This window comes from Labilibaculum sp. K2S, assembly GCF_030372765.1.
Lineage (GTDB): Bacteria > Bacteroidota > Bacteroidia > Bacteroidales > Marinifilaceae > Labilibaculum.
Window position 1 is genome coordinate 199,871 of record NZ_JAUCMW010000004.1, and the last position, 21,303, is coordinate 221,173.

General features: G+C 34.7%; 19 protein-coding genes. 3 read left to right on the top strand and 16 right to left on the bottom strand.

What is annotated here, in order from left to right:
* Positions 1 to 29: 29 nt before the first annotated feature.
* Positions 30 to 827, bottom strand: coding sequence for an SDR family NAD(P)-dependent oxidoreductase (locus tag QUH73_RS08065; protein WP_289529925.1), 798 nt, complete (start codon positions 825 to 827; stop codon positions 30 to 32).
* Between the two features lie 298 nt (positions 828 to 1,125).
* On the opposite strand from QUH73_RS08065, the gene QUH73_RS08070 reads away from it, so the two are divergent.
* Complete coding sequence (locus QUH73_RS08070) at positions 1,126 to 1,251, top strand: hypothetical protein (protein ID WP_289529926.1); 126 nt, start codon at positions 1,126 to 1,128, stop codon at positions 1,249 to 1,251.
* Between the two features lie 140 nt (positions 1,252 to 1,391).
* On the opposite strand, the gene QUH73_RS08075 is transcribed toward QUH73_RS08070, so the two are convergent.
* Positions 1,392 to 2,903, bottom strand: coding sequence for a hypothetical protein (locus QUH73_RS08075; protein ID WP_289529927.1), 1,512 nt, complete (start codon positions 2,901 to 2,903; stop codon positions 1,392 to 1,394).
* Positions 2,897 to 3,460, bottom strand: coding sequence for an RNA polymerase sigma factor (locus tag QUH73_RS08080; protein ID WP_289529928.1), 564 nt, complete (start codon positions 3,458 to 3,460; stop codon positions 2,897 to 2,899). The genes QUH73_RS08075 and QUH73_RS08080 overlap by 7 nt, the downstream gene beginning before the upstream one ends.
* Positions 3,461 to 3,682: 222 nt before the next feature.
* Here QUH73_RS08080 and QUH73_RS08085 point away from each other — a divergent pair, with 222 nt between their 5' ends.
* Positions 3,683 to 4,396 carry a hypothetical protein gene (locus tag QUH73_RS08085; RefSeq protein WP_289529929.1) on the top strand — a complete coding sequence of 238 codons (714 nt, stop codon included), beginning with the start codon at positions 3,683 to 3,685 and terminating at the stop codon, positions 4,394 to 4,396.
* 106 nt (positions 4,397 to 4,502) lie between these two features.
* Here the strand turns inward: QUH73_RS08085 and QUH73_RS08090 are convergent, their stop codons facing one another.
* The 13 genes from QUH73_RS08090 to QUH73_RS08150 all read right to left on the bottom strand — a co-directional run bounded on the left by QUH73_RS08090 (position 4,503) and on the right by QUH73_RS08150 (position 19,558).
* Entirely contained in the window at positions 4,503 to 5,225 is a 723-nt protein-coding gene (locus QUH73_RS08090; RefSeq protein ID WP_289529930.1) for a hypothetical protein, read from the bottom strand.
* 89 nt (positions 5,226 to 5,314) lie between these two features.
* Complete coding sequence (locus QUH73_RS08095) at positions 5,315 to 6,049, bottom strand: MIP/aquaporin family protein (protein WP_289529931.1); 735 nt, start codon at positions 6,047 to 6,049, stop codon at positions 5,315 to 5,317.
* Positions 6,050 to 6,165: 116 nt separating this feature from the next.
* Entirely contained in the window at positions 6,166 to 7,665 is a 1,500-nt protein-coding gene (gene glpK, locus QUH73_RS08100; RefSeq protein ID WP_289529932.1) for a glycerol kinase GlpK, read from the bottom strand.
* A 585-nt stretch (positions 7,666 to 8,250) separates the two neighbouring features.
* Complete coding sequence (locus QUH73_RS08105; RefSeq protein WP_289529933.1) at positions 8,251 to 9,813, bottom strand: glycerol-3-phosphate dehydrogenase/oxidase; 1,563 nt, start codon at positions 9,811 to 9,813, stop codon at positions 8,251 to 8,253.
* 37 nt (positions 9,814 to 9,850) lie between these two features.
* Positions 9,851 to 9,997 (bottom strand): hypothetical protein, encoded by a 147-nt coding sequence (locus tag QUH73_RS08110; RefSeq protein ID WP_289529934.1) that lies wholly within the window; start codon positions 9,995 to 9,997, stop codon positions 9,851 to 9,853.
* 370 nt (positions 9,998 to 10,367) lie between these two features.
* A complete protein-coding gene (gene glpK, locus QUH73_RS08115) occupies positions 10,368 to 11,864 on the bottom strand; it encodes a glycerol kinase GlpK (protein WP_289529935.1) in 1,497 nt (498 codons plus the stop codon).
* A gap of 31 nt (positions 11,865 to 11,895) precedes the next feature.
* The gene (locus QUH73_RS08120; protein WP_101311822.1) at positions 11,896 to 12,249 is read right to left on the bottom strand and encodes a PadR family transcriptional regulator; all 354 of its coding nucleotides are present in this window, start codon (positions 12,247 to 12,249) and stop codon (positions 11,896 to 11,898) included.
* Between the two features lie 74 nt (positions 12,250 to 12,323).
* Positions 12,324 to 14,516, bottom strand: a complete 2,193-nt coding sequence (locus tag QUH73_RS08125) for a DUF748 domain-containing protein (RefSeq protein WP_289529936.1) — start codon at positions 14,514 to 14,516, stop codon at positions 12,324 to 12,326.
* A 132-nt stretch (positions 14,517 to 14,648) separates the two neighbouring features.
* Complete coding sequence (locus QUH73_RS08130; protein ID WP_289529937.1) at positions 14,649 to 15,470, bottom strand: mechanosensitive ion channel family protein; 822 nt, start codon at positions 15,468 to 15,470, stop codon at positions 14,649 to 14,651.
* Between the two features lie 362 nt (positions 15,471 to 15,832).
* A complete protein-coding gene (locus QUH73_RS08135; protein ID WP_289529938.1) occupies positions 15,833 to 17,632 on the bottom strand; it encodes a DEAD/DEAH box helicase in 1,800 nt (599 codons plus the stop codon).
* Between the two features lie 175 nt (positions 17,633 to 17,807).
* Positions 17,808 to 18,206, bottom strand: coding sequence for a hypothetical protein (locus QUH73_RS08140; protein ID WP_289529939.1), 399 nt, complete (start codon positions 18,204 to 18,206; stop codon positions 17,808 to 17,810).
* A gap of 28 nt (positions 18,207 to 18,234) precedes the next feature.
* The gene (locus QUH73_RS08145) at positions 18,235 to 18,849 is read right to left on the bottom strand and encodes a class I SAM-dependent methyltransferase (RefSeq protein ID WP_289529940.1); all 615 of its coding nucleotides are present in this window, start codon (positions 18,847 to 18,849) and stop codon (positions 18,235 to 18,237) included.
* Between the two features lie 22 nt (positions 18,850 to 18,871).
* Positions 18,872 to 19,558 carry a hypothetical protein gene (locus QUH73_RS08150; RefSeq protein WP_289529941.1) on the bottom strand — a complete coding sequence of 229 codons (687 nt, stop codon included), beginning with the start codon at positions 19,556 to 19,558 and terminating at the stop codon, positions 18,872 to 18,874.
* A gap of 316 nt (positions 19,559 to 19,874) precedes the next feature.
* On the opposite strand from QUH73_RS08150, the gene QUH73_RS08155 reads away from it, so the two are divergent.
* Positions 19,875 to 21,098: a carboxypeptidase-like regulatory domain-containing protein gene (locus QUH73_RS08155; protein ID WP_289529942.1), complete on the top strand. Its 1,224-nt coding sequence runs from the start codon at positions 19,875 to 19,877 to the stop codon at positions 21,096 to 21,098.
* Positions 21,099 to 21,303: the final 205 nt, after the last annotated feature.

Genomic DNA, 21,303 nt, shown 5'->3' on the forward strand with positions numbered 1-21,303 from the left:
TAAAAATAAGTTTTCTCTAAACTAATCAATTATTTCAATTGTGTAACAATCTCCCGTTTTACAATGTTCGAAATTATTGGAACTCCAATTCTTGCGGGAATTATTTTCATCAACAACCAATTGAACTTGTTCATGTAACCAGGAATGATCATCGTTTTCCCTCCTATCAAGTTACGAATGGCAATTTCAGCAACTTCTTTGGGAGACTGAACTCCTAGTTTGGCCAAATAAGATTGCGATTCAATTCGTTTACTTACCTCTGAATTTGTTTTCATAGGACCTGGATGTAAAACACTAACCGAAATATTGGTATTCTTCAATTCCTCTTTCAAACAGCACGAAAAACTGTAAACAAAAGACTTAGATGCCGGATACACGGTTTTAAATGCGATAGGGCTAAACGAAGCCATACTGGCAACATTAAGAATATATGATTTAGTCTGTCGTTTTAAATTTGGCAATAACAAATAGGTTAGTAAGGTCAGGCTTCTAATATTAATCGAAATCATAGCATCCAAATACTCAACACCAGCCAATTCAAATGGTTTTGCTCCTCCTATACCCGCATTGTTAATAAGTATGCTTACATCCACTTTATTTGACCAATCGGCAATTTCATGAACAGCAGAAGCGTCTCTCAAGTTAATCTCAAGATAATCAACCTCAACCCCAAATTGGTTCTTTACATGGGCACTCAGTTCAGGCAACCCCTCCCCGTGCAAAGCAACTAAAAGCACATTCATTCCTCTCGAAGCTAAATTTAAAGCAAATGCTTTACCTAATCCTTTACTTGCTCCTGTTATCAGTGCATATTTATTTGCTTTCATAATTTCTTTGTATTATACCATTTTGAATCATTAGTGAGCCATGGCGAGAGTAAAAAACCCGATTTAATGCCGATGAAATAAATAGATAGCTATTCTGAGTAAGGCGAAGGATAACCAACTAATTTATACAATCGGTATTACTGATTAACAAGAAGTCAGTTCCTTTTCTTATGATTTTTTTCACCAGATCCTAAGAAATGAAAGCAAAAAATATTTCTATAATAATGCCTCCCACAACAAGTTAAAGAAAAATATCCGAACAAGGATAGAGTAAGGTAAAAAGAAAGGACGAATTCAGATGATTCGCAGTAAAAGCAGCGATGCCCGCCACGATCCGGTTCCATTAAAAAGATTGGCCAATCCTAACGAAACGACCAAATGCAGTACTACAAAGGTAGTCATACTAACGAACGAAACAAGCTAATTCTCTGACAATTTTCACTGGCTTAGCTTTAAAACTAGAAAATATGCGGACGCATCGATTTCACCTTTTGCAAAAATGTGTAAAGTCCTTTTTCGAATCGTGTTACATCCTTCTGGTTTACACCACAACAGCATTTATCTTTAAAAATCATAACGAATACCAGTGAAGATGCCAATTGAATATGGCTTGTAATCATACTGGCTACTTGTGTTAATCGAGTTCAGATAATATTTAAAAGAAGGTTCCAATCCAATTTGAAGTTTTGAATTCAGCCTGTATTCCAATCCAAAGCTAAATTGAGAACTAAAATTAGTTGCGCGAATTCCTTCAATTTCCCCTATCTTCTTATTTCCTCCATTGGATTGATCGTACACACCGTTTCCAACAATCATGTTGGCACTTATCCCTCCGGAAACGAACACTCCAAACTGTTTTTGAATCAAATTGTAACGCATCAAAAAAGGAACTTCTATTGCTTTAAAACTTTGAATTAAATCTGCTGATGACGAATACGAATTAGAATAAGAACCTGTATATTCAACGTGGGAAGGATCCGCCATTGGCAGATTGCTTCCACCACTTAACCTAATTGAACCCGCAGAAGTTACGGATGGATAGGAAACTTCATCACTCATCGTTTTATCTGCTGGAATCGGATTCGCATCTGCATAAAGTAAATCACGACCTCCACCAGTCAAATCTTGTCCAAAACGGTTGTATACAATTCCTGTCTGAAAAGCCAACTTATCATTCATAGCAAAATTCACTTTCGCACCTCCTCCTACACTCCAAATACCAGATTCAATATTATTGCCTTTGCTATTGCCCGAATAAGAAGAATAGCTGGAAGATATCTGGCCTATAATCGACCATCTATTTTCTTTGTTTTTATCCTGCCCCAATTGCTCAATTGTAAGTATATTTTTCTGAATTTGTATTTCATCCGCTATAAACGCATAGTCCGGTGTCTTATTTAACTGACTCGTATTTGGCATCAATTGAGTGGGAAGATCGTGCTTAAAATTCGAAATCTTTTCCTCCAATTTGCGATTCTGCAGAACATTCACAAATTCATTATCTAAAAAGGCCAAATCTTTTTCGTTTGATAGAAATTCGGTATTTAAGTTCGATGTTTTAATTTCCGTACCATTAAAATCTGGAAACTTACTAAGTTGACTGCTTGTATTTCCATTGCTAAATATTTCCTGTGAGTTCGCATCCTCTAAATTCGGTTTATGAGATGCTTTATCTGTAATCATTATTTCCTCTTGCTTATTTTTAGATACATACAATTCATCTGAAGTATTCGCATTGTTGGTTAACTCTTTTTTTGGTGAACTATTCGTTTTGGAATCTATTTGCTGATCGAAGTTTTGCTCAGAATCATTTTGAAATGATGTACTATTTTCAGAAAGAGTATTTAATTGCATATTGTAATTTGGCTGTCCACTAAAATAGTGATTGCCTATAGCCAAAAGCAAAAGAATCGATGCAGCAACACCTGTCCATATATAAACAGCAAACAATCTCTTCTTCTTTGCAGCCATCAATTGGTTATTTATTCCTTCCCACACTTTAGGGTTCGGAGGAACAGACAGATTTTTTAATCCATCAGCAAAAAGACTATCCATATGTTTATTGTCCTTTAGCATACTTTCAAATTATTCTCTTTCACACGTAAATAATCACTTACTTTTTGCTTTAAAATAGCTCTTCCCCGAGCCAAATTAGATTTTGACGTTCCAACTGAGATATTCATCACTTCAGCAATTTCGTTGTGTGGATATCCATCCAAAACATATAAACTAAATACCATTCGGTACCTATCGGGTAATTCATGCACCATTTTAAGTAAAACATCTATAGAAATATCCGATTCTGAATAGTTTTCATCTCCATTATCTTCAATTTCAATAAACTCCTCTACAATTTGAATTTTCTTTGCTTTTCGAAATTTTTCGAGTGCTGTATTCACTATTATTCTCCTCATCCACCCTTCAAATGATCCTTTAAACTGATAAGACTTAATATTCTGGAAAATTTTAATGAACCCATCCTGCAAAGTATCTTCAGCCTCGGCCAAATCTTTCGAATAGTGCAAACTCACCCCTAACATTTTAGAGGCAAATTCTACATAGAGAAATTCTTGAGCTTTCGATTTTCCCTTGATGCAATCCTTTATGATTTGATCCAACTGATGGTTTTCCAACTTCTTTCGTGGTTTAGCGCAAAACAGATTTATCTGTTAGTTGCAGTAATTACAAATGGGTTGCGTTAAATTTACGCTTTTTTTAAATATTTCATCCTCATCTCTATTCCTTAGATTTTCAAAAATAAATGTAAAAAATAACACCTCCTAAAGCAACCAATTTCATTTTTACTCATCAAAAAGATAAGTCAACAGAAATATTAATTTAATATTTATCAAAAAATGAAAAAGTTAAAAATTAGCCTTCTACTATTAATATCCATATCATTACTGTCTGCTTGTGACACAAACGATATTCAAGATGTTCAATTTAATGGGATTGGCGATGTATTTGTACGTTGCATTAAAGTTGGTGATGAAACCCAGTATGCTCCAGTATTTTATTCTTACTCGAATGAAAATTTATCCTTAACATCGGTTAAAAGTCCTGCAACAGAAGTTCCGGATTACAATTTAAGTGATTATTCTACTGATAAAAGAGTATTTAGATTACTTCCTAAAGTTGCTGATTATTCAACTGATGATGTAACCAATGGTATTTATCAATTTAAATTAACCTCAACAAAACAAGAAACAATCCAAACTCAGGATAAACTTTTAGATTCGAGAATTGACCCTATGCTTATTACTGATTTTACCTATACTAAAGAAGGCCATATTTTCGAAATTAAGTGGAATGAATTGAATCATGCTGATACTTATGTTGTAAAATTGATGACAGAGAAAGATGGATTGTCTTATTACATTTCTGATCGAATATCTGCAACAGAATATAAGTTTAATCAAAACTCAAAAAACTGGGCATATAATATTCAATTAACCGCTGGAAAAACTTATTGGCTAGGCGTATTTGGTTATGAATTTGAAGATTCTTCAGTCGCTGATGGATCAAATATCAACTGCGAAACTGTTGAGTACAAAGAGATTGTTTGGTAACAAAAAAAATCCCGCATTCCAAAAGGATGCGGGATTTTAATGTTGATCGTTAATTAATTTATGAACCTATATTAAATCAGAATATATTCTGACAATTAGTTCCAATTTAGAAACCGATACCTAAAATAAGATTTGCAGTTTCTGCCTGTGGGTTAATACCGATCTTAGCCCATGTATTCAAAGAAAAATTCTCAGTAATTTTCACTTTTCTTGTAGCAGTCGCTCCAATATTTACAAAACCAAAACTCTCTCCGTAAACCTGATTTGCAAAAGGATTAAGACCAGCAAATAAAGAAACAGTCTCACCACCAATTTTAACAGGGTAACCAAACTCTACATAAGTTGAGTAGTTCTGATCTCCGTCAGCATCTAAATCGCGACCATAAAGCATTGTAGCCACACTAACACTTAAAGGAAATTGCTCAGTAACGTAAAAATTGAAACTCGCATCAATCAAGTGATTGGTTGTACTTTTATCTAAATCAAGATAGTTGTAATCGTCGATAGAAGTTCTATCTCTGCTTGCGAATAAATCCCAAACATCAATATTGAAATGATCACTAAATTTGTATCCTACATGAAAATCGAACTCTGAATAAGTATTATCGAATGCATATCCTCCCCAAGCTCCAAATGTGAAGTTATTGTTGGTATAAACAAGATCCATTTCATAGTTCGCAGAATTACTTACCATGATCCCTCTCCAGTAGTGACGGGTAGTTACCGATGGGCTGACTGTTACTTTACCTTGTGCGCTAACAGTAAGGTTTGAAGCTATTATTATCACCAGAACTAATAGTACTGATAGCTTGAATGTAATTTTTTTCATCTTAATTTAAATTAGATTCTGATGAGATTTGGATAGCCATGTATTTCAAATCTCATTAGATTGGTTAATTTTTGTAGTGGTTAATTTTATTATAAAGACATGAAAAGTACTGCAGCAATTACAGCTCCTAATACTGGTGCTACAATTGGTATCAAAGAATATCCCCAATCACTTGTTCCTTTGTTATCCATTGGAAGAATTGCGTGCATAATTCTTGGACCCAAATCTCTTGCCGGATTAATTGCATATCCTGTAGTTCCTCCAAGTGAAAGACCTATAGCAACAACCAACAGAGCAACAGGTAAAGCACCTAAAGTTCCCAATCCAATTTTAGCACCTTCTATTCCTGAAGCTTGCAACGATGGACCTGCTAAATAAAAGATTACAAATACCAACACAAACGTTCCTATTATTTCGCTAATTGCATTGCTGGTAAGGTTTCTGATTGCCGGACCAGTAGAGAAACAAGCTAATTTCGCTCCACCATCCTCTGTAGCATTAAAGTAATCACGATACATCAGCCATACAAGGAATGCTCCTACAGCTGCACCTAACATTTGAGCTGCAATATAAAGAGCAACCTTCGACCATGCAAACATTCCGGCAACAGCAAGACCAATAGTAACTGCAGGATTAATATGTGCTCCAGATACTGGACCCGCAACAGCTACACCAATAAATACAGCTAATCCCCAACCAAGTGTGATCACAATCCAACCACTATTATTCCCTTTTGTTTTATTCAATACCACATTCGCTACGACACCATTACCTAGTAAAATTAGCAGCATTGTTCCTAAAAATTCTGCAATAAATTCATTCATAATATAAAATATTAAACAGGTTTTGTTATTAAAAAAAAGAAAATACCAGATTGTTTCTTTTCCTCCAATCTATCCATCACAAATCTGGTATTAATTCAAATAGTTTTTGTTTAAGCTTACTCTTCGATATCCCAATTCTTAGAACGTCCTAAAGCTTTATTCCAACCGGAAATAAGTCTTTTAGATTCGTCTTTAGCCATTGTTGGTTCGAATTTCCGATCCATCTGCCATTGATTTTTAATATCATCTATACCATCCCAATATCCTACTGCTAAACCAGCTAAGTAAGCTGCACCCAAAGCAGTTGTTTCAAGAGTCTTAGGACGATAAACCGGTGCATCAAGTACATCCGACTGGAATTGCATTAACAAGTTGTTAATTGCTGCACCACCATCCACACGTAATTCTCTAATTTCGATTCCAGCATCAGCTTCCATCGACTTCAAAACATCCATTACCTGAAAAGCAATTCCTTCCAAAGCAGCTCTTGCAATATGAGCAGCGGTTGAACCTCTTGTAAGACCTACAATTGTTCCTCTGGCATACTGATCCCAATGTGGAGCTCCTAAGCCTGTGAGAGCAGGAACCATAAATACACCACCATTATCTTTCACTGAAGTAGCCAATGCTTCAACATCTGCAGATGATTTAATAATACCTAATCCATCACGTAACCACTGTACAATTGCACCTCCCATGAAGATACTTCCTTCCAGACAGTATGTAGTTTCTCCATTAATTTGCCATCCAATAGTTGTAAGCAAGTTATTTTTAGATTTTACCGGCTTATTTCCTGTATTACAAAGCATGAAACAACCTGTACCATAAGTATTCTTAACAGAACCTGGCTCTATACACATTTGTCCGAAAGTTGCAGCCTGCTGGTCACCAGCGATACCTGCGATAGGTACTTTATGAGCAAATAATGTAGAAGTTGTATATCCATATACTTCAGAAGAAGATTTAACTTCCGGCAACATACTTGCAGGAACAGTTAAAAGCTCTAACATTTCAGTATCCCACTCAAGAGTATTAATATTATATAGTAGGGTTCTACTTGCATTACTTACATCAGTTACATGAACTTTACCTTTTGTCAGTTGCCAAATCAACCAGCTATCAATAGTACCAAATGCCAACTTACCAGCTTCTGCTTTCTCCCGGGCACCTTCAACATTGTCAAGAATCCATTTCACTTTCGTTCCTGAGAAATACGAGTCAATAATCAATCCTGTTTTATCCTGAATCATATCAGCATGTCCGGCAGCTCTTAATTCATCACAATATTTTGAAGTTCTTCTATCCTGCCAAACAATTGCGTTATAAATTGGCTCACTGGTTTCACGATCCCAAACCACTGTTGTCTCTCTCTGGTTAGTAATACCAATACTGGCAATACTTTTACCATCAACACCCGCATGAGTAATTGCTTCTGCTGCTACACCTGCCTGAGTAAACCAAATTTCGTTTGCATCATGTTCCACCCATCCTGGCTGAGGAAAAATTTGTGTAAACTCTTTTTGCGCAGTACTAATCATTTCGCCTTTCTTGTTGAAAACGATAGCACGAGAACTTGTTGTTCCTTGGTCGAGTGCTAAAATAAACTTGTCTTTCATATTAATTCTAATTTTGGGTTATTGTGTTATTTAATTATCAATTTAATAGTAAGCTTATCGATAGGTAACAATCCAGTTGTTATAGATTTATATCTGTTCGTATTGTTTAAAAGATCGCATAGAATGAAATACGGATTTTCATTTCAATTAAAATATTGTATTTAGTTCATTTATTATTTAAATTAAATCGATTGCGTTATTCATTCAAAACAAAAAAATCCAACGACAATACTGCTAATCAAAATAGTAGGGCACAACAAATATTTTATCCACTTCTTCATTTTATCATTATATTTCAATTTATGTAATCGATTGCAACGATATTGTAAAAAAAATCTCACTTAAGACTTTCCTTTATCAACATATCAATAGCTCTGTAAATTTTTCTTTTTAGAGGATGGAAGAAAGGTGACAAAATAACCACCTTTCTTCCTGGTGTAAAATGTAAGTGGATTTGCGCTGAGTTAATTTTGTGCCAAAAACTAACTGATTAATATTATTATAACTAACAATTTATAGCAGTACATTTTAAATTCCCGAAGTACTACCAACTTCTCATCGCAAATCAACTTCCTCAATTACTAACTATTGTAATATATATCGAGATGCTAACTCACTATACTCTTTAATTTGATTTTCTTCCCATTGTTTATCGTATCCTAATTCTTTGGCCAACAATTCAGCAACTTTAGGAGCCATTGCTATACTCTCTTTTGCATCCAAGAGCAAACATCTTGTTCTACGGGATAATATATCTTCAACCGTTCTGGCCATCTCGTTTCTTGCTCCCCAAATCACCTGAGCATTAATCACCTGCAATTTTTTACTTAAATATTCTCCCAATCCATCTTCGTTTTTGGCCAGATTTAATATCTTTTCCTCGTCGGCACCATAGAAATACATTGGGTTTTTCAAATCTACACCATTCTTATAGCCATGAATTTTCAAATTACGCGTAATCGATTTCTTTTCCGGAAGCTTACCTGTTTTTGCAACAGTATCAATAACATCCTCTGCCATTTGGCGGTAAGTAGTCCATTTACCTCCGGTAATTGTAACCATTCCTGATTTTGAAACTACAATTTTGTGCCCTCTCGAAATCTCTTTGGTTTTTTTGCCTTCACCACTTGGTGCAGCTAAGGGTCTTAAGCCTGCAAATACACTTCTTACATCAGATCTTTTTGGCGGTTTTGTTAAGAATCTTCCTGCTGTTTCTAAAATAAAATTAATCTCTTCTTCCAAAGCTCTTGGTTCAAGTTCCGCCGAATCCTTTTGTACGTCAGTTGTACCAACTACAACCTTGCCATGCCAAGGTACTGCAAACAATACACGCCCATCTGATGTTTTTGGAATCATAATTGCATAATCTCCTGGCACAAATTCTTTATCCAATACTAAATGAACTCCTTGACTAACCTTTACTATATCTCTTGCTTTTGGCTCATCCATTTTGATGATTTCATCAACGAATACACCTGTCGCATTTAAAATAACCTTCGCTTTTAATGTGTATCTGGAACCACTTTCCATATCTGTTACCAATACAGCATTTACTTTCCCATTGGATTTCTTTAATCCATCTACCTTCATGTAGTTTACAGCAACGCCGCCATTTTCTACAAATGTTTGACACAAGTTAATCGCTAATCGAGCATCATCAAACTGACCATCATGATAAACAACACCACCACAAAGATTTTTCTCTTGTAAGGTTGGAATATATTTTAACGTACGTTTTTTTGAAAAAGGCAAAGAACGACCATAACTTAATTTCCCTGCCATTAAATCATACATGGTAAGTCCCAATGTGTAGTATGGAGTTCCCCACCAAGTATAGTTAGGAATAATAAATGATTGATCTTTCACTAGATGCGGAGCATTTTGTTTCATTAAACCTCTCTCCCGAAGCGCTTCCAATACAAGAGAAATATTTCCTTGTGCCAGGTAACGAACTCCTCCGTGTACCAACTTGGTACTCCTGCTCGATGTTCCTTTAGCGAAATCATCTTGTTCCAAAAGCAAGGTTTTATATCCTCGTGTAGCTGATTCAATAGCTGCACCTAAGCCTGAAGCACCACCACCTACGATGATAACATCCCACTTCTGATCCAATTTCTCAATTTCTCTAATCATCCTATCTCTTTCCATAACAGTTCAATAAATAGTTCATTTATAATTTGAGCTATTAAAGTTCTTTTTCCCAAAACTCCCAAATACTTCCATAAACATTTTCCTCATCACGAACACAGTTGTTTTTTTGCAGCGCCAAAATGTCGAGGAAAAAGTCGTAAAGGCGATCGCCTACTTCTAAATTAAATCTCTGATCTTCCATTGCTAAATAATTTTCATTTAAAAATTAAATCTGTATACACAGTACATAGTATAACTATGTTTCTTGTGAAAAAAATTGGAAGTGCTACTTCCTGCGGATTATTATCAAGATATTAGATATTTCTAAAGCCTTTAATAAATCCTTCTTTACAAAGCTAAATAAAATACTTAGCTTTGCAAGGTATGTAGTATTATAATCATTAATTTTTATTTAATCTAAACTACATACTAAGCCATCAATACATTAACTACCAAAAGATTACCATTATAAATAAGTATTGAATTTCTTAAAAGAAAACAAAACAAACTCCTAAAAAACAAGAAAGCCACACTTATTTAAGTACGGCTTTCTTTATAAAAAATAAAATTTTTTATTCGTCAGAATCGATCCAATTTAAGGAACGGTTTACTGCCTTGTCCCAATATTTTTTATGGTGAGCAACAGTTTCCTTTTTCATCAAAACATTAAATTCCTTTGCTATCTTCCAATGCTCTCTAATTTCATCTGTATCTTTCCAGAAGCCAACTCCCAATCCTGCCAGATAGGCTGCTCCCAATGCTGCAATCTCCTTAATTTTAGGTTGAACTACAGGAATATCGTAAAAATCAGCCTGATATTGAAGTAAGGTATTATTCACCATAGTCCCTCCAGCTCTAAGTTGTTTAAATTTCATTCCCGAATCCGCTTCCATTGCTTGCAATACATCTGATGATCTGTGAGCAATTGATTCTAATGAAGCCCTGGCAATATGACCAATACTAGTTCCCATATTCAATCCCCAAAATGTTCCTCTGGCATATTGATCCCAATAAGGTGCTCCTAATCCAGTAAAAGCAGGTACAATATACACCCCACCATTATCCTTTTCGGTAAGAGCAAGAGTTTCAATTTCCTCGGTGGAATGAATTAACCCCAAACCATCTCGAAGCCACTGAACAACCGCACCACCAATAAATACACTGCCTTCAAGTGCATAAGTAACCTTGTCTCCAATACTCCAAGCTATTGTAGTAATTAAATCGTTTTTCGATTCAACCGGCTGATCTCCGGTATTCATTAAAATAAAACAACCCGTATTGTAAGTGTTTTTCACCATTCCCTTCTCAAAGCAAACCTGCCCAAACAAAGCCGCCTGCTGATCCCCGCAAATTCCGGAGATTGGTATATCAGTCCCAAACATCGATCTTTTTGTACTTCCGTACACTTCACTGGATGAGCATACTTTTGGCAGTAGTGATGCGGGAATATTCATGATATCCAAAATCTCCTGATCCCATTCCAATTTATGAATATTATAAAGCATTGTGCGACTTGCGTTAGACACATCTGTAACATGCTTCTCTCCCTTGGTAAGCTTCCAAATTAACCAACTATCAACAGTACCAAAAGCAAGTTCACCTCTTTCTGCTTTTTCTCTTGCTCCTTCAACATTATCAAGAAGCCAGTTTATTTTTGTTGCGGAAAAGAAAGCATCAAGAATTAAGCCCGTCTTTGCTTTTATCAAAGAAGCATAACCTTGTTTTTTTAATTCATCACAAATATGAGAAGTACGCTTATCCTGCCAAACAATTGCATTGTAAATAGGCTGACCAGTTTCCCGATCCCAAATAATAGTAGTTTCCCTTTGATTCGTAATACCGATACCCGCAATATCTGCTCCGGTTAGGCCTGCTTTTTCCAAAACTTCTTCTGCAACTGATGCCTGAGAATACCAAATCTCTTTGGCATCTTGTTCAATCCAACCAGGCTTAGGATAGTATTGTTCATATTCTTTTTGAACCAAAGAAACAATTTCTCCATCCTTATTAAATATTATTGCTTTCGACACTGAGGTTCCTTGATCCAAGGACAAAATATACTTCTTCATCACCTACTAGTTATATGATTTCTCTGGTTATTTAAACACTTTCTTTGATCCTCTCAATCGAAAGGTTTAAAGCATCAACATATTCTCTCATCACCATTAGATGAGCAGTTCCCTCTTCGGTAAGTTTATAATACTTTCGTGGAATACCTGTATCCATTTCGGCCCATTCAGAGGTGACCAATTTTTCTTTCTTCAATCGATTCAATAAGGGATAAATAGTACCCTCAGCAATTTCGAGTGATGTAAATTGATTCATCTCACTAATTAGCTCGTATCCATAACATGGTCTAGACCGCAACAATAGCAAAATAATATATTCGAGAAGTCCCTTTTTAAATTGAGACTTCCACTTCGTTATAAAATATAAATTTATTTCTTCATTCATGATTTAACAAACATATAAAAAAACACCTAGTTTTACAAGATACTATGCATCAGGATAATCATCCGCATTAAATTTTATTGTAACGATACCTCAATTCGAAAATTTGGAGTACGTTGTTCTTCTGACAAATTTCTTAAATCAGCCTTTTTCATTTCGAATGCTTTGATATTCACCAACAAACTGTTAATCAGATAATTTGAAACCATATTGTTTCTTTTATCATATAGTTTATCGAATAAAATACTTATCTCTTGTTCTCCAATTATAGCAGCACAATTGTCTTGAATTGATTGTTCCGCATTCGACTTATCCTGATTAAAAATATAGGTTCTAAATTCCGGACTGCTATTTGCCCATTCCATTAATTGAAGATTCGGGATAATCCTCTCCTCCATAGCTGTTGATTGAAAAAAACGATTCGCACATTCTCTTACTGCAAGTAAAATCTTTTCTTCAACAATATTTGTTTCCTGAGAAAATGAAAATTTCAAATCCGGTTTTTTCTTCAGTATGTCTGTAATTGTTTCCAATGTATTTATTTGTGCAGCATCCAAACTATCCTGTGAAAAATGGAACGGTATTTTTTCAATACTCTCAGGATTTGATCCAACTAAATTACCCAATAACCCAAAAGGTTTACTGGCCGTTTTCACCAAAAAATTCATAAATGTCTTCCATATAATTTTCCCTATTCCAAACTCCGGATCTTTTGGATTACCAAAAACAGGCAAGTCAAATTTAATCTGATCATTCTGATCTTTTAATAGATACAACGCTAAACGTACCGGAGCCTTTATTGCATTTGAATCTTTGGTCTTATTCCCGAAATCAAATTCCGACACATTTATTTTATTCATATTTTTTAGCGATACAGAAGTCATTTCCAAACTACAATCATAAGTTAGCTCTCCTTGGGTAATTGGTCTGGCAATATAAAACTCCGTATATGGTGAAAAGCTCATCAAATCAAGCTTTTCAACTTTTCCCCGCATATTAAATTGAGTTACGTCTTTTAAACTAAAAAAAGCAGAGCCCGAAGATTTCCCTCCTCCATTTAAATTCATTGAATAAGTTACTGGGATTTTTAAATTTTCAGGATTAACTGTTCCTATATTAATTTGGATATCATTCAAATCGTAAACAAATTTTCGATTTAGTGTATGATCTGTAAATCTCACGACTCCTTTGCTAAGAGAAATAGTGTCAATCCGATAAAATAAAACAGATTCTAATTCTTCTTTATCCAAGGTATCCTCAGAAGTTGAATCAGAGACCAATACAGGCTGAAAAATCTTTTCAAAATTACTGATCTCAGGATACAAAGAAGCATTCATTACCATAGAATCAATATCGACAGCTCCTATTTTGTAATAGGATGATCCAATGTGAAGAGAATCCAAATTAACTTTAGTAGATTTTGCTGCAATAAACGGTTTTCCGTCTGCATCACTTACCGAGAAATCATTTAATGTCGTATTCCCTTTAACACAGACATCCATAAAATCGTTCATGCTGCCATCAATAGTTAGATGTGTATCAAGATACCCCTCTAATTCCGAGACCAGCATATAATCCTTTAAATAAACAACAAAAGGACTGATATCAAGTGATCTTACGCCCAAATTAATAGTGTATCGCTGAATAGAATGATCTACATCAGCATTAATATGCACTTCGCCTGTTTGTCCCATTGAAAAATTAACACCCATCTCCGATTTGTCATTATTCCATGCGATTAAGGGCAATTCAATATTAATATCCTTAAGATCAATATTGTTGTCTTTTTCATGATCAAGGTAATTAACATGCCCGTTTTTAATTTTAATATTACGAATTTCAAACTTCACAAGCTCCTTGTCCTCTTTTAAATTAGTACTATCAATAGCTTGCGAATTATCTTCTTTTATCAGATCATTAAAATTGAATCCTTCTAAATTCTTTATTACTGATGCATTCAATCCATCCAAATAAATTTCACTGACAGAATATTCTCCAGACAATAATTTCCATGGGTTGATATTCACATACAACTCTTCGAAAGAAACAAAACTGCTGTTTCCATCCAATTCATATAATTTAAATCCCTTTACTCTTGCCGAAACCTTGGCATAGTTAAAATGAAGTTCTGAAATTTCAATCTTACGACCAATCCGTTCTTCCGAATTCTTATTCACCCAATATCTAACAATTGCAGACAGCATTAGAAAGATAAAAAACAGCACAATGGCAATTGAACCAATAATTATTTTTCCTTTGGTAAGTTTCATCATAATATCTTTAAAGTTTACCAAACAAAAATAGAAAATACCTTGCTTGAAATTGAATCATTCCGTACTTATCTCAAATGAGCTCATAAAAAAGGGAGACTTTCGCCTCCCTTGTAGTACATTCTTAGTTTATTAATGGTTATAAACATGAACATCGCGTTGTGGGAAAGGGATTCCGATATTGTTCTTATCAAATTCTTTCTTTACGGTTTCTTGCATATAGAAGAAAACTGTCCAGTAATCAGCCGCATTTACCCATGCTCTTACAGTAAAGTTAACAGAACTGTCTCCCAACTCAGAAACCGCTATAAAATGCGCAGGATCCTTAAGTACACAGTCATGATTAGCCAGCAGTTCATTCAGAATCTGTTTTGCTTTATCAATATCATCAGAGTAACCAATTCCAAATTTCATGTCAACTCTACGTGTAGGTTGTGTTGAATAATTTATCATAGAACCTGTTGCCAAACCTCCGTTTGGAATAATAATGGTTTTATTATCAAAAGAAAGCATTATTGTATTAAAAAGTTGAATTTCCTGAACAACTCCAGCGTACCCCTGAGCTTCTAATACATCACCAACTTTAAAAGGCTTAAAAATTAAAATCATTATTCCTCCTGCAAAATTCTGCAAGGTTCCTGATAAAGCCATACCAACGGCTAAACCTGCGGCTCCTAAAATGGCAATAAATGAGGTCATCTGAACACCAACCATTCCCACAACAGTAATAAACAGCATAACTTTTAGCAGAATCCCAAATAAACTTACAACAAAAGGCTTCAAATTGGCATCTACACCCCTCTTATCCATCACCTTAGCAGTTCCTTTTACAATTACCTTAATAATCCATAGCCCAATTACTAAAGTTGCTATGGCTAACAGTAATTTAGGAGCATATTCTATTCCCATTGTCCAAAGTTGGTCTGATTTACTAAATACAACATCCATATCCATTTTTAAAATATATTTAAGTGATTATTTAATTACTAATTCAAATTGTACTCTTCTATTTTAAAGCTCTTCCTTCATCTGCAGCATTTGTTGATATTGGATTTAATCTCCAAAATATTTTGCTGAAACTTACTAACCGAGATGCCTTTTTCGGTTAGAAACTTTTTGGTTGCATTGGCTCTATTTCAGATAATACATTGTGTAAAACAGTGCAATTTGAATAAAATTAAATAAAATTAACAGAATATAAAATACATATTTGATCAAAAAAATGCCTTTTTATTTAAAACTTAAGATTATATGTTTTAATAAATATTCATATTTAAAAACTCTTACCTAAAATCAACAGCAAAAAAAAAGGAAGCTTACGCTTCCCTTTTCTTTCTTTCCGAATATCTCGGACTATCACTTGTTTTCCTTTTTCTATCTCTGAAAGATTCTTTTTTGTTTCCTCCGCGATCAGATCCTCCACGACCTCTGTCAGAACCAGATCTGTCAGATCTCTCACCTCTTGGTCTGCCTTTTCTATGACTATCGCCACCTCCACTCGTTGGGCGATCTCCGGACACTTCAATACGGATGCTTCTACCACCTACAACTGCTCCAGCAAAACCTTTTACAATATCGTTAGTAAACTCTTTTTCCACATCAAAGAAAGAGAATACACCTTTCAAATCTACTCGACCAATATTCTTTCCTCTAACACCACATTGCTTGTGAATTAAAGTCAATAAACGAGGAACATCAATTCCATCTTTTATTCCAACATTAATAAACATGCGATCTTCATTGCTATCACTACTCTCACTTGCTCTTTGAGCTCTTTTTTGAGTAGATGATTTCATATTCAAATCAGGAGTATTTTTGTAATAATCCATAAAACGGTTAAACTCAAGAGATACAAATTTCTTAATGATATCTTCTCTGCTTAATTCGTTTAATTCGCTGTTAATAGCTTCAAAATATGTTTCGATATTATTCTCTTCAATATCTACCTCCTTAATACGATTCATAAAGTGAAGCAATTGTCTTTCACAAACTTCTTCACCACCAGGAACCTTTACCTGAGCAAATTCAACATTTAATTTTTTGGAAAGATCTCTTACTTTTCGCTCATCACGCGGCGTAATTAAGGCAATTGAAATACCTGATCTACCTGCTCTTGCTGTACGACCACTTCTGTGCGTGTAAAATTCCAACTCATCTGGTAAATTGTAATGAATTACATGAGTAAGATCGTCAACATCAATACCTCGGGCAGCAACATCAGTAGCAACTAAAAGCTGAAGAGTTTTATTTTTAAAGCTTCTCATCACTTTATCGCGCTGAACCTGCGAAAGGTCACCATGCAGAGCGTCTGCAGAATATCCGTCTTTCATTAATAATTCGGCTACTTCCTGCGTTTCCTTTCGGGTACGACAAAAAATAATTCCAAATATATTAGGGTAATAGTCAACTACTCTTTTAAGAACATTATATCGATCACGATTGTTCATTAAATAATACTGATGCTCAATATTCACATTCGAAGTATTCGCTTTACCAACTGTAACTTCAACAGGATCTGTCATGTAATTTTTAGCAATTCGTCGAACTTCGGCAGGCATCGTTGCAGAAAACAACCATGTTAACTTATCTTCAGAAGTAGAAGAAAGAATTACATCAATATCCTCTTTAAATCCCATGTTAAGCATTTCATCTGCTTCATCAAGAATTAAATATTCAATTTTAGATAGATCTACTGCTTTACGTCTAATCATATCAAGTAGACGGCCAGGAGTGGCAACAATAACATGTGCTCCTCTTCTTAATTTCCGGATTTGATCATCAATGCTGGCACCGCCATAAACGTTTACAACATTAAGATTCAAAATATTTTTAGAAAATAATCTTAAATCGTCTGCAATTTGGATTCCCAATTCCCTTGTAGGGGATAGAATCAAAGCTTGTGGTAATTTTACGTCTTGTTCGATTAGTTCGAGCAAAGGTAAACCATAAGCCGCCGTTTTCCCAGTTCCAGTTTGAGCCAAACCAACGAAATCCGATCTTCCTTCCAATAGTACTGGAATTGCCTTTTCTTGGATAGGTGTTGGATTTACGAAGCCTAACTCTTTGATAGCTCCTAGGATAGCCTCAGAAAGGCCAAGATTTTCAAATGAATTCATTCTATAAAATTTATGAGCCGCAAAGGTACGAATTTAATAATGAACTAAGCCATCTTTTTTAGTATTATCCTACAGGGGAAAATAATAGCAGGTAAACATGAAAGTACGGATAAAATTCACATTGAAAATCAAAAACTTACGAAAAGCAAATCCAGTAATACTTTCAACACTACTTTCAATTTTTCACAAGCATAAAAACCACTTCTGATTTTATTATGGAAGGCAACTCTATTTTTCGAAGCTCTAAACTTCTTAGCCAACCTTCCATTTCATTCTCTTTTAAGCTATAAAGAACCTCACGAAACTCATCAATTTGATCGTCGTTAAAATCATTCTCTTCAAAGCTCTTATATGCGTCTAATTCTTCGTCCTCATAATATATAATTTCCTCAGACATTTTATTAATCAAATCGGTTTCACAAACCTCGTGAGCACCGCAACACTCCTCAATTGGCTCTGCAGAAATTTCACTTTCCACATCCTTGTTGTTTTTCGATTTCCAACGTTGTCCTATATAGGTGGTTAGCAATGCTATTCCCGCAATCCCCACAAGTGCTATCAATAAAACTTCCATGAGCACAAAGCTAAATATTCACAGTTAATTAATCAAGATATCCAGATGTTCTTTTTTTTCCAACAAATCGTACAACCATCGCTTTCCCATCATGCAATTTGCCTTCTGAAAGATGGGTTTCAACCTCCTCCAACAGTAAGATGTCAAATTCTTCAAAATCTCTTCTGATTTCTGATAGATCGTAGAGTAGATCTTCATTTGGTGGTCCGCCAGATTTACGGCCAATCTGATTTTTCGAAAAAACCTCTATTAGAACCACTCCACCCGGTTTCACCGAATCTGCAACAAATCGATGTGCGATAAATCTTTGTTGTGATGGCAAATGCAAATAAAGCAGAGCTGCAACATCATACTTTTCCTCAATTGAAGGATGGTCTAATATACTTTCAGTATACATATTCACATCAACCTTTTGCTCTGCAAAAAACCTTTTAGCGTTCTCCACAGCTTTCTTACTGTAATCAAAAGCATCAACCTTCCATCCTGCACGAGAAGCATAGGTGGCATTTCGCCCCTCTCCTTCACCCGGCAATAATAACCTCCCCGAATTAAGAAGATGCAATTGTGTTACGAAAAACAAGTTTGCCTTTTCGCCATAAATATATTTCGATTCAGCATAACGCTGATCCCACATCTCCTTCATACATATTAGATTTTTAAAAAGCTTATTTAGCAACTGCTTTCTCGTACTCTTTCTTATACAATTTAACTTGATTGGTCAATTTTTCAATTTCAGCTTCATTCTCATCTTTAACCTTTCTTAACCAGCTCAACTTTCCATCTTTCTCAACAATTTCGGCCTTTAGGTTTTCCATTTCCTTATCCTTTATTACAATCAAATCACTGTTCTTTTGTAATTCATTTGCAACCTTTTTCTTTTCCCAATCAGCATCTATTCTAGCTGTCTTCAAATCTTGATTCAACTTACTCGATTCTAATTTCAGCTCATTAATCTGCTTTAATAAACCAGAGATTTTCAAATTATTTTCTTCATTTAAATTCAAAGCTGAATTATACTTATCCAATGTTTCCATCAACTTAACTTTAAGTTCAGTGGTATCCGAAGCAAGCCCCATTAATTCGGTACTCAAATCATCAATTTCTGTATTTTTCATAGCATTACTCTCCGACATGCTATTCTTCATCTCGTTGTACTCAGCCAATGTTTGATCTAGTTTGGAGTTTAATTCAGTAATACACTTGCCTTTTTTTGAATTTTCATTATCAAGAGCTACAACTTTGGCATCGCTTCGTCGTTTTGCATATTCTAATTCTTCATATTTTTTCTTGGAGACAACACAAGACAGAAGAAAAAATGGAAGCATCGACAGGATAAGAAATTGTTTTTTCATAGGATCACTATTTGTTAAAAGATTTATTATACCGAAACCAAATTGGCGAGGTCTAATATTAGCATAAATGTAAACGAAGATATTTCTAATTCGACAAAAAATAAACTCATATGATAAAAATTAACATTTTTTATCATGAAAACCAGCTCTTTTTCTTTCCTAAATCTATCATAAACATATCTTTGTAGTAATTATTAATTCTTATTAGAATAATAAGTGGAAATATTATCACTAATTTCTTTTTGTGGCAAGAGAATTGATAGCTTACTTATGACTTAATTTTTTTTATCTAAAAATCAGCAAACACATTTTACTTATGCGAAAATACATTATACTTCTCCTTGTTCTCATTACCTGGTCTTTTTCCACAAAAGCACAGAAAGACGACAATGAAGAAAAAGCAAAGTTAATCCGAATTGTAGGCAAGCTTACAAATGACAGAAATAATGAACCAATTCCTTTTGCTAACATTGGAGTTCTTGGATCATATATTGGTGCAGCATCCAACATGGATGGTGTTTTCGAACTTAAAATACCTGGGGATTTATTTGATAAAACCATACAGGCTTCTGCGGTTGGTTATTCCACATTCTCAAATAGTGTAAAGAATTGCATACAAGAAGACACATTGCTTATAAAATTAACACCTAAAAATTACAGCATTGCTGAAGTTGAGGTAACTGCCCAATCATTAGTTCTGAAAAAGAGAATTAAAACAGCAATTGAAAGAATTCCTAAAAATTACCTGCAAACACCTTTCAATTATGATGTTTATTATCGCTCCGAAAAATTCGAAAACGGCCAGCTAAATCGTCTTCGTGAAGCTGCAATTCGTATTTACGACGACAAAGGATATAAGCGTGCAGATACCTATCAGGTATTTAAAGAACGTGGTTATAAGTTTTTGCAGGTGCGAAAGAATTTTGAGACTTCATCGCTTGCCGACGGGTCGACCTATTTAGACGAATTATTGGAAATGGACATTGTGCGTGGTCGCGGAAATATTCTAAACAACAATCATTTAGACTTTTATGATTTAAACCTGGAACAAATTACAGAGTACGAAAATGACTCAATCTGGGTGATCGCTTACAAAAGTAAAAGACCAATGTTAAGCAATACAGGCGATTACTATGCCAAAGAATATTCGGGTAAAATTTACATCAAAATAAAAGACTTTGCAGTGATTAAAAATGAAACTCATGTTGTTGCCAGTAATTACTCGTCACAGGGAAGAAGTTTTTACGTTAACGAAGAACGGCAAAAGTGGAAGCCATTAAAAATAGAATACGATTTTAGTGTTACCTACAAGCAACATTCAGGGAAATATTACTTAAGCTATGTGAACTACAAGCGTCATCACGAAGTAGAAGATAAAAAAACGAAAAAAATCACTTCAACGGATATCAACACCGAAATGCTGATAACCCAAATTAATACCGATAAGCCTGAAGTAATAGAGAAACGAGCCTATTATGAGAATATGCCTTACGATAAGAACTTCTGGGAAAGTTATAATATTATTTTTGATGGGAAATGAAAAAGAGGCTTAGGCCTCTTTCTTTTTATATATTCGAATTATCGCAAAAATCACTTGATCCAAATAATTGCCGTTCTTGTAAACGGCATTCTTTAAAACAGCTTACAACACAGCCAACCACTTCTTTGTTCTCCTCAATTGCCCTAAAATATCCTTTAGCAACATAATCAACAATGGGCATCCTTAAGAGTATATGGGTATGGAA

What these genes read in the sequence shown, in the direction of transcription:
- QUH73_RS08150 (WP_289529941.1), bottom strand. Translation starts at nt 19,558, where the DNA reads ATGAAAAAACAATTTCTTATCCTGTCGATGCTTCCATTTTTTCTTCTG.
- QUH73_RS08120 (WP_101311822.1), bottom strand. Translation starts at nt 12,249, where the DNA reads ATGAATGAAGAAATAAATTTATATTTTATAACGAAGTGGAAGTCTCAA.
- QUH73_RS08125 (WP_289529936.1), bottom strand. Translation starts at nt 14,516, where the DNA reads ATGAAACTTACCAAAGGAAAAATAATTATTGGTTCAATTGCCATTGTG.
- QUH73_RS08095 (WP_289529931.1), bottom strand. Translation starts at nt 6,049, where the DNA reads ATGAATGAATTTATTGCAGAATTTTTAGGAACAATGCTGCTAATTTTA.
- QUH73_RS08065 (WP_289529925.1), bottom strand. Translation starts at nt 827, where the DNA reads ATGAAAGCAAATAAATATGCACTGATAACAGGAGCAAGTAAAGGATTA.
- QUH73_RS08110 (WP_289529934.1), bottom strand. Translation starts at nt 9,997, where the DNA reads ATGGAAGATCAGAGATTTAATTTAGAAGTAGGCGATCGCCTTTACGAC.
- QUH73_RS08130 (WP_289529937.1), bottom strand. Translation starts at nt 15,470, where the DNA reads ATGGATATGGATGTTGTATTTAGTAAATCAGACCAACTTTGGACAATG.
- glpK (WP_289529932.1), bottom strand. Translation starts at nt 7,665, where the DNA reads ATGAAAGACAAGTTTATTTTAGCACTCGACCAAGGAACAACAAGTTCT.
- QUH73_RS08075 (WP_289529927.1), bottom strand. Translation starts at nt 2,903, where the DNA reads ATGCTAAAGGACAATAAACATATGGATAGTCTTTTTGCTGATGGATTA.
- QUH73_RS08105 (WP_289529933.1), bottom strand. Translation starts at nt 9,813, where the DNA reads ATGGAAAGAGATAGGATGATTAGAGAAATTGAGAAATTGGATCAGAAG.
- glpK (WP_289529935.1), bottom strand. Translation starts at nt 11,864, where the DNA reads ATGAAGAAGTATATTTTGTCCTTGGATCAAGGAACCTCAGTGTCGAAA.
- QUH73_RS08140 (WP_289529939.1), bottom strand. Translation starts at nt 18,206, where the DNA reads ATGGAAGTTTTATTGATAGCACTTGTGGGGATTGCGGGAATAGCATTG.
- QUH73_RS08090 (WP_289529930.1), bottom strand. Translation starts at nt 5,225, where the DNA reads ATGAAAAAAATTACATTCAAGCTATCAGTACTATTAGTTCTGGTGATA.
- QUH73_RS08155 (WP_289529942.1), top strand. Translation starts at nt 19,875, where the DNA reads ATGCGAAAATACATTATACTTCTCCTTGTTCTCATTACCTGGTCTTTT.
- QUH73_RS08085 (WP_289529929.1), top strand. Translation starts at nt 3,683, where the DNA reads ATGAAAAAGTTAAAAATTAGCCTTCTACTATTAATATCCATATCATTA.
- QUH73_RS08135 (WP_289529938.1), bottom strand. Translation starts at nt 17,632, where the DNA reads ATGAATTCATTTGAAAATCTTGGCCTTTCTGAGGCTATCCTAGGAGCT.
- QUH73_RS08145 (WP_289529940.1), bottom strand. Translation starts at nt 18,849, where the DNA reads ATGAAGGAGATGTGGGATCAGCGTTATGCTGAATCGAAATATATTTAT.
- QUH73_RS08070 (WP_289529926.1), top strand. Translation starts at nt 1,126, where the DNA reads ATGATTCGCAGTAAAAGCAGCGATGCCCGCCACGATCCGGTTCCATTA.